The organism is Streptomyces sp. NPDC004031, from assembly GCF_053604375.1.
In genome coordinates, this window is the sequence record NZ_JBSGHL010000112.1 from 1 (window position 1) to 8,791 (window position 8,791).

The window sequence follows — 8,791 nt, forward strand, 5'->3', positions numbered from 1 at the left end:
AAACGCCCGGTTACATTCCGAACCCGGAAGCTAAGCCTTTCAGCGCCGATGGTACTGCAGGGGGGACCCTGTGGGAGAGTAGGACACCGCCGAACGAATATTGATGAAGCGTCAGCCCCCGTGCCCAGCACGGGGGCTGACGCTTTTCTGCGTTCAGGACCGCGTTCAGGACCGCTGAGCGGGACAGTTTTCCGTGGCGGCCGGTGTCCGTACAGGCGAGGGCGGACGTACGCGGTGAGGAGGGTCCGGAGATGGCGGCGGAGACGTGGCGGCCCGCGGAGCCCGTGTGGCTGGAGCCGTACCCGGAGCCGCTGCTGGCGGCACTGCCGGACCGGGAGCCGGGGCCGGAGGCGCGGTACGAGGCACGGGAGGCGGTGTCGCTCGCGTTCGTCGTGGGGTTGCAGCAGCTCGTACCGCGGCAGCGGGCGGTGCTCGTGCTGCGGGACGTGCTGGGCTTCCGGGCCGCGGAGGTCGCGGTGATGCTCGGGACGACCGCGAACGCCGTGCACCTGGCGCTGCGGCGGGCTCGGGCCGTACTCGACGCGGCGCTTCCGGGGCGGGACCGGGAGGGGGCGCCGTTGCCGGGGTCGGCGGAGGAGCGGCGGGTGGTGGACGCGTTCGCGCGGGCCTTCGAGGCGGGGGACGTCGCGGCGCTCGTGGAGCTGCTCACGGCGGACGCGCGGCTCACGATGCCGCCGGTGGAGGCGACGTACGAGGGGGTGTCGGCGGTCGCGGACTTCCTGCGGACGGTCGTCTTCGCGGACGGGCGCGGCTATGTGCTCCGGCCGGTGCGGGCGAACGGGCAGCCGGCGTTCGCGCTCTACCGGCGGGACCGGGGTTCGTCGATCGCGCACGCGCACGGCGTGATGGTGCTGGGCCTCGCCGGTGGCCGGGTGGCGGACATGACGCGGTTCGTCGACACCGGGCTGCTCGGGGTCTTCGGGATGGCGCGGTCCCTGCACGAGAGGTGACCTGCGCGAGGGGTGATCTGCGGGGCGGGGGCCGTCAGGGCAGGCGGCGGACGCTGGAGCGCAGGACGGAGTGGGTGCCGAGCAGGTGGCGGGACTGGGTGGTGGAGCGGGGGCCCGCGGACTCCTCGGCGAGGGCGAGGCGGACGGACTCGCGGCCGAGTTCGTAGGCGGGGATGTTGACCGTGGTCAGCGGGGGGTTGAGGTCCTGGGCGAGGCCGTCGTTGTTGTAGCCGACGACGGAGATGTCCTCGGGGGTGCGCAGGCCGTACTCGCGCATCGCGGCCATCGCGCCGGCCGCGGCCTGGTCGTCCCCGGCGAAGACCGCGGTGAAGTCGGGCCGTCCGGCGCAGTCGGCGAGGATCTGCCGCATGTTGGCGTAGCCGTGGGCGCGGCCGACGCCGATGCCCTCGACGCGTTCGGCGGACGGCGGCAGGCCGTGGTCGGCGAGTGCCCGGCGGTATCCGGCGATGCGCGGCTCGATGGTGGTGTGGCCGGGCATGGTGCCGAAGAAGAGGACGTCGCGGTGCCCGGCGGACAGCAGGTGGCTGGTGATGGCGTAGGCGCCGGCCTCGTTGTCGTACTCGACGACCAGGACGGGCATGTCGGGGCTGGGCGCGGGGCGGCCGCACAGCACGAGGCGGGAGCCGGCCGCGGCCAGGCCGTGGGCGTACTCGCCGAGCCGGGCCTGGTAGCGCTCGTCCTCGACGGCGCCGCCGACCAGGACGACGAACTCGCAGCGCTGCTCGCGCATCATCTGGACGAGGGCCAGTTCGCGTGCCTCGTCGCCGCCGTGGCTGCACACCATGCACAGGCGGCCGCGGGCGGCGGCCTCCTGCTCGACGCCCTGGGCGACGGAGGCGTAGAAGGCGCTGTCGACGGAGGAGACGATGACGGCGATGGTCTTGGGCCCGGTGCCGGCGAGGGCGCGGGCGCGGCCGTCGATGACGTAGTCGAGGTCCTTGACGGCCCGCAGCACCTTGGCGCGTGCCGCGGCCGACGTCGGGTAGTTCCCGGCGAGAACACGCGAGACGGTGGCGACCGAGACGCCCGCGCGGTCCGCGACGTCGCGGATGGTGACGCGGCGCGTGCCGTTGCCGCCGGCCGTGCTGCCCGGTCCTGCCGTGCTGCCCGGCCCTGGTGAAGTCTCCGCCATCCCCGCCATCCGATGTCCCCGGCGCACCGGTGTGCCCGGTGCTGCCGGTGTCCGCCCCGGCCGTGCGCCGCCGCCCCAGCGTAGTGGGCCGGGTGCGGCGGCGCGGGGCCGGTGCGCGTCCGTGGTCGTCCGTGGTCTGCTGCCCGTTCCGGCGGTGTGCCGGGTGTGGGTGTCAGTGGTTCGAGGCGTAGTCCTTCGCGTAGTCCTCGGCTATCTGGTCCAGGCCCTGGTTGCGCATCTTCTTCACCGTGTCGTCCCAGGCGCTCAGGGGCTTGCGGCCGCTGACGATGTCGCCGATCGTGTCGGTGCGCAGCTGGTCGACGGCGGCGCCGACGCGGCTGACGGTCTCGGACTGGAGGCCGAAGCGCGGGTTCTTCACCAGCATCGGGGCGACCTTGAGCTGCCAGGCGTGGTTGCGCTGGACGACGTCCGGGCGGCCGGGCAGGTAGAGGACCTGCGGGGCGTCGCACAGGTACTTGATCGGCAGCTGCACCGGGTTCTCGACCTGCCCCAGCTCGGTGGGGATGGGCGAGCCGTTCTTGTCGCGGGTGAAGTGGGTGCCCTCGACGCCGAAGTGGTTGAGCTCGTACTCCTTGGTGCCGAACGGCGAGGCGAGGTAGTCCAGGACGCGCAGGATGAGCTTGATGCGGTCGGGCGTGGTCTTCTTCAGCACGGTGTAGCCCCACGCGCCCTTCGCCCGCTGCATGCCGGGCTTGGCACCGTTGGAGGGGGTGTACGGGACGGCCGCGTCGAGCACGAAGGCGTCCTTGATGCTGGGGATGGAGGTGCTGAGCGCCCCGAAGCCGTCCACCATGGAGCCGACGGTGCCGTTGTAGAAGAAGGTCTTGCAGTCGACCGTCGAGGTGCCCAGGACGTTCGGGTTGTAGAGGTTGGCCTGGCGCAGCTTGAGCATGTACTCGATGGAGGCGCGGTACTCGTCGGTGGTGTACGCGCTGACGAAGGCGCCGCCGTCGAGCTTCCACTCCTGCGGGGCGCCCCACGCCATGGAGTGCATGGTCTCGCCGAACAGCAGCGGCGCCGACGAGCCGAGGCCGTACTTCCTGCCGTGCGTGGCGGCCTTGGCGACCTCCAGGAAGTCGTCCGAGGTCCAGCCGTCCTTCATCCCGGCGGCGGTGAAGACGTCGTTGTTGATCCACAGGCAGTTGCCGGGCGCCGAGCGCTGGACGGGGATGCCCCACAGCCGGCCGCTGATGTGGCCCATGTCCTGCCAGACGTACGTGGGCAGGTTCGCCAGGTTCGGGTAGGCCTTGATGGCGTCGCCGGAGATGTAGTCCGACAGGTCGGCGCACTTGGAGACGACGAAGTCGGCCTCGCGGGGGAGGGTGTGGCCGCCGCCGAAGTTGATGACGTCGGGCAGGTCGTTGCCCGCCATCATGGTGGCCATCTTGGTCATGTAGTCGGAGTCCGGGACGACCGTGAACTCCAGCTTGATGCCCAGCGCCTCGTTGATCGCCGTCCAGAACTTGTTCTCGCCGGCCGGCTTGGGCGGAGTGCCGTAGGTGATCGTCATCACCTTGATCGTCTCGCCCTTGCCGGGCTTGTCGTGGACGGCGGTGGCGAGTTCCTTGGGGTAGCTCAGGTAGCCGGGCTGGATGCCGTCGGCGGTGCCGGGCAGGTCGGGGGCGGGCCCGGAGAAGGGCACGTACGCGGGCCAGGGGGCGAGCTTCTTGCCGGCGTTGCCCACGTCGTGCTTCTTGCCCGAGGTGGAGCAGGCGGCGAGAACGGACGGCGCGGCCACGGCGGCACCACTTGCGGCGATCGAGCGCAGGAGGGAGCGCCGCGAGAACGACGGGGTACTCACGGGAGGTCCTTTCGGAGAGGGGTTTGTTGCTCTAGCTCTTGATGGCGCCGGTGAGCACGCCCTTGGTGAAGTACTTCTGGAGGAAGGGGTAGACGAGCAGGATCGGTACGGTCGCCACGACCAGCACCGCCATCTGGATCGTCTGCGGCGCGGCGACCTGCGAGGCGTCGCCGACACCGGAGTCCGCGAGCTGCGCGCCGCCGATGACGTACGTGCGCAGCACCTGCTGGAGCGGCCACTTGCCGGAGTCGAGGTAGATCGAGGCGTAGAACCAGGCGTTCCAGTACGACACCGCGTAGAACAGGCCCACCACGGCGAGCGCGGCCTTGGACAGCGGCAGCACGATGCGGCGCAGGATCAGCCACTCGCTCGCGCCGTCCAGCCGGGCGGCCTCGTACAGCTCCTCGGGCAGCGACTGGAAGAAGCCGCGCAGCACGACCAGGTTGAAGACGTTGATGAGCACCGGGGCGACCAGCGAGCTGTAGCCGTTGAGCAGGTGCAGGCCCTTGACCAGCAGGAACGAGGGGATCATGCCGGGCGGGAAGAGGAAGGTGAAGAGGATCAGCAGCAGGATCGGCCGGCCGCCGAAGACATCGCGGCGGCTGAGCGCGTAGGCCAGGCCGATCGTGCAGACCATGCTCGCCGCGGTGCCGACGATCGTGATGCCGGCGCTGACCCACAGGGCGTGGGTGACGATGCCGCCGTCGAAGAGCTGGTGGTAGGCGCGCAGCGTGGGGTGCTGCGGCCACAGCACCCAGCCGCCGTTGGCGACGACCTCGTCGGTCGAGGCCAGGCTCGTCGCGACGATGATCAGGAAGGGCACGCACACCAGCAGCACGACCGCGACCAGCGCGACCGCCTTCGCGGCCTGCGTGACCGGGCGCGGGCGCTCCATCCACGCCGGGCGGGCGGGGCGGCGGGCCGCCGGACGCGGCCGGCGGCGGCCCTGGGCGAAGCTGCTCACTGGTAGACCCCCTGCTCGCCGAGGCGGTGCGCGACCTTGTTCGCGGCGAAGACGAGTGCGGCGCCGACGACGCCCTTGAACAGGCCGGCCGCGGCGGCGTACCCGTAGTCGCCGCCGACCAGGCCCTTGAAGTAGACGAAGGTGTCGATGACCTCGGCCGCGCCGGTGCCGACGGAGGCGCGCTGCAGCAGCATCTGCTCGAAGCCGACCGACAGGATGTCGCCGAGCCGCATGATCAGCAGCAGCACGATGATCGGCCGGATCGCGGGCAGTGTGACGTTCCAGAACCGCCGCCACGGGCCCGCCCCGTCGAGCGCGGCGGCCTCGTACTGCTGCTCGTCGACCTGGCCGAGCGCGGCCAGGAAGATGATCGTGCCCCAGCCGCAGTCCTTCCAGATGACCTGGGCGATGACCAGCGGCTTGAACGCCTCGGGGTTGCCGATGACGTTCACGGTGTGCAGGTGCGCGTCGCCGAGGACGTTGTTGAGCAGGCCCGTCTCGCCGAGCACCTGCTGGAAGACCGCCACGACGATCACCCAGGACAGGAAGTGCGGCAGGTAGGCGACCGACTGCACGAAGCGCCGGACGCTGTCCCGGGTGAGGCTGTGCAGCAGCAGTGCCAGCGCGATCGGCACCGGGAAGAAGAAGACCAGCTGGAGCAGCGCGATCACCACGGTGTTGAGCAGCGCGTGCCAGAAGTCCGGGTCGCCGAACATGGTCTGGAAGTTGTCGAAGCCCACCCATGCGCTGGCCCACAGGCCGTCGAAGGGGACGTAGTCCTTGAACGCGATGACGTTGCCCGCCAGCGCGCCGTAGTGGAAGACCAGGAAGTACACCACGCCCGGGGCCATCAGCACCAGAAGTGCCCAGTCCCTGCGCAGCCGTTTGAGGCGCGTCCCACGCCCCGCCCGTCCGGCCCGTCCGTCTGCACCGGACGCACCCGCCGCCCCTGTGCGGCCGGTGGCGTCCCGTTCGGCTATCGCCATTGCGTCCTCCTCGACGCCTTGAGGTGGGGGGAACCTAAACCGGTTACTACGACAGGGTCAAGCCCTTGTGCACGGGAAAGCGTTGACCCATGGGGTGCACGCACCTAATGTGAGTGCATCAGGAAGTAACCGATTACACGGCGATCACACGCAAGGGGCAGACATGGCGGAGCGTCCGAAGCTGGTGCTGGCGATGCAGCAGGACATCGTGGACCTCGTCCTCCCGGCACCGCTGCGCGCCCGGCTCGACACGCTCGCCGACGTCCACCCGCTGCTCGTCACCGACGCCGCCGACCCCGCCTCCGACACGGCCCTCACCACAGCGGAGATCCTCCTCACCGGATGGGGCGCCCCCCGGATCGACACCGCGTTGCTCGCCCGCACCCCGCACCTCGCCGCCGTCATCCACGCCGCCGGAACGGTCAAGCACCACGTGGGGCCCGAGGTGTGGGAACGCGGCATCGCCGTCTCCTCCGCCGCCGACGCCAACGCCGCACCCGTCATCGAATTCACCATGGCCGCCGTCACCCTCGCCGCCCGCCGCACCCTCGGCTACGCCGCCGGCTATCACCACGGGCAGCAGCCCGCCCACGCCGAACGACGCGGCGCCGACGGAGCCGTCGTCGGCGTCATCGGCGCCTCCCGCATCGGCCGCGGCGTCATCGCCCGGCTGCGCGCCGCCGACGCGCACTTCCAGATCCTCCTCGCCGACCCGTACGTCACCCCCGACGACGCCCAGACCCTCGGCGTACGGCTCGTCGACCTCGACGAACTCTGCGCCGCCTCCGACATCGTCACCATCCACGCCCCCGACCTGCCCGAGACCCACCACCTCCTCGACGCCCGCCGCCTGCGCACCCTGCGCGACGGCGCCGCCGTCATCAACACCGCACGCGGCCGCCTCCTCGACACGGAAGCGCTGGCGCGCGAATGCGAGAGCGGGCGGATCGAGGCGTACCTCGACGTCACCGACCCCGAGCCGCTGCCGGAGGAGCACGTGCTCCACCGGCTCCGCAACGTGCTCCTCACCCCGCACATCGCCGGCTGCCAGGGCTCCGAGGTCGCCCGCCTCGGCGCGTACGCGGTGGACGAGGTCGAACGCTTCCTCTCCGGCGCCCCTTTGCGCGGCGCCGTCGCCGCGGAAGACCTCGCGCGTATCGCCTGACCTCCCCCCTGCCGGGGGCTGAGCGCGCAGCCCCCGCGCCCCTTTGCGCCAGGGGGTGCCTGTTGCGGTAGGCGTCGCGATCGTCCGCCCGGTGGGGGCTTGTCGCGCAGTTCCCCGCGCCCCTTAAAAACGGGAACTCTCCCACGCGGCTGTGCCCCGCGCCCCTTAAAAACGGGAACTCTCCCACGCGGCTGTGCCCCGCGCCCCTTAAAAACGGGAACTCTCCCACGCGGCTGTGCCCCGGGCCCCGGAAAAACGGGTGCTGTCGCGCGCAGCCGCGCCCCTGGAAACGGGAACTCTCTCCCGGCAGGCAGCCGCTGAACCGGCCTGGAGGGGGACGGTGCGGGGTGCCCCCGCAGGAATGCGCTGGGAGGGGCTCACCTACTACGTAGGAGGGTGAAGGCGCATTCCGAGGAGGTGCCCCGTGGCGGCCCCCGACCCAGCGGCGGCGGCGCCGCGAAAGGGGCGCGGGGAACTGCGCGCTCAGCCCCCACCGCAGGGAAGGTCGCACACCGCACCGCACCACGCAGAACGGAGCGCCCCCCTCCGCTAGCGCAGCGGCAGCGCGTCGGGGACCACGGACGCCGTGGCCGACGGGTCGAGGGTGAGGCGGAGATCGGCCGCGGGCCAGAGCGGGGTGGGCCAGCGGGCGGCGGCCTGCTCGGGGGAGCGGAGGACGGCCAGCGTGGGGAGGCCCGCCGCGGTGCCCTCCGCGAGGAGGACGGGGAGGTCGGGCGCCGGCGCGAGCGCCGCGACGTCGTCGAGGACGAACGTCAGTGGTGGGTCGAGCCGGCCGGCGGGTGACCCTGCGGCCATGCGCCGGCCGTGCTCGACCACGCTGGAGACGAGTGCGGTGAGCAGGGGCATCGCACCCAGATGGGCCCGCGGGTCCTCGACCCGCTCACCCACCACGTACAGCGTTCCCAATTCCGCGGCCCACGACTCCACGTCGAGCCCCCCGGTCCGCGGCGGATTGCAGGCGTCGCGGATGTGCACGGAGCCCAGCGGCTCCAGGATCTGCCGGATGAGCGCCTGCGCGGCGTCCCGCCGGTCGGGGTGCGCGTGCAGCACCGACTCCAGTTCGCCGCTCCAGCCGGAGGCCGCGTGCGGGTCGGAGCGCAGGATGCGCACCGCGTCGGCCGCGGCCTGGCCGCCCGCCGCCCAGCGGTGGACCTGGCGGAAGGGTCGGCCGTCGACCGCGGCGGCGTGCAGCCAGCAGCGCAGCAGCGTCACGGCGGTGGAGTGCACGATGGCCTCGTCGGCGCGCGACGTACGCAGCGGGGCGAGCAGCGCGGCCGCCCGTGTCCCCGCGGTCGCGGGCTGCTCGCAGCCGCCGTGCGGCGCCCACCGCAGCCGTCCGGGCACGTCCAGCAGGTGCGCGGGGTCGTAGACGTGGACGGGCCCGAGCTTGCTGCGGTTGCCGACCGTCTGATGGTACGTGTCGGGGTCCGCCGTGGTGACCAGGACCGGGCCCGCGGCCGCGAGGACGGCCGGCTGCACGACGCGCTTGGCCTGGTCGCCGCGCGGCCCGGCGAACAGCGCGTAGGTGCGCGTCACCTCGCCGCCGTCCAGGGCCGCCGGGCGCGGCTCGGGCGCGGCGGCGACCGGGGGCAGTTCGGCGGTGACGGGGTCGGCGGCGCGCGGCGGCGCCGCCTGCGGCACCGTACGGAACCACGCGTCCAGCCCGTCGCCCTTGCCGTGCGCGTCGCCCGGTGCGCGGCCGCGGCGGC

The 8,791-nt window shown here is 72.3% G+C and carries 7 protein-coding genes and 1 rRNA gene; 3 read left to right on the top strand and 5 right to left on the bottom strand.

Annotation, left to right across the window (positions count from 1 at the left end; all coding sequences use genetic code 11):
• Window positions 1-95: ribosomal RNA gene (rrf, locus tag ACWERV_RS36055) — 5S ribosomal RNA — on the top strand; the annotation flags it as partial.
• Window positions 96-251: 156 nt separating this feature from the next.
• Entirely contained in the window at window positions 252-971 is a 720-nt protein-coding gene (locus tag ACWERV_RS36060) for a sigma factor-like helix-turn-helix DNA-binding protein (RefSeq protein ID WP_452941053.1), read from the top strand.
• Between the two features lie 34 nt (window positions 972-1,005).
• On the opposite strand, the gene ACWERV_RS36065 is transcribed toward ACWERV_RS36060, so the two are convergent.
• The 4 genes from ACWERV_RS36065 to ACWERV_RS36080 form a co-directional block, all read right to left on the bottom strand.
• Window positions 1,006-2,124 carry a LacI family DNA-binding transcriptional regulator gene (locus ACWERV_RS36065; protein ID WP_452941055.1) on the bottom strand — a complete coding sequence of 373 codons (1,119 nt, stop codon included), beginning with the start codon at window positions 2,122-2,124 and terminating at the stop codon, window positions 1,006-1,008.
• A 172-nt stretch (window positions 2,125-2,296) separates the two neighbouring features.
• Complete coding sequence (locus tag ACWERV_RS36070; protein WP_452941056.1) at window positions 2,297-3,946, bottom strand: extracellular solute-binding protein; 1,650 nt, start codon at window positions 3,944-3,946, stop codon at window positions 2,297-2,299.
• Window positions 3,947-3,977: 31 nt separating this feature from the next.
• Window positions 3,978-4,841, bottom strand: a complete 864-nt coding sequence (locus ACWERV_RS36075) for a carbohydrate ABC transporter permease (protein ID WP_398192139.1) — start codon at window positions 4,839-4,841, stop codon at window positions 3,978-3,980.
• Window positions 4,842-4,906: 65 nt separating this feature from the next.
• Window positions 4,907-5,761: an ABC transporter permease gene (locus tag ACWERV_RS36080; protein ID WP_452941061.1), complete on the bottom strand. Its 855-nt coding sequence runs from the start codon at window positions 5,759-5,761 to the stop codon at window positions 4,907-4,909.
• Between the two features lie 298 nt (window positions 5,762-6,059).
• Between ACWERV_RS36080 and ACWERV_RS36085 the strand changes: the two genes are divergently transcribed.
• A complete protein-coding gene (locus ACWERV_RS36085) occupies window positions 6,060-7,061 on the top strand; it encodes a hydroxyacid dehydrogenase (RefSeq protein WP_452941058.1) in 1,002 nt (333 codons plus the stop codon).
• A gap of 549 nt (window positions 7,062-7,610) precedes the next feature.
• On the opposite strand, the gene ACWERV_RS36090 is transcribed toward ACWERV_RS36085, so the two are convergent.
• Window positions 7,611-8,791: type IV secretory system conjugative DNA transfer family protein (locus ACWERV_RS36090; RefSeq protein WP_452941059.1), on the bottom strand; the 1,181-nt coding region annotated here is incomplete at its 5' end.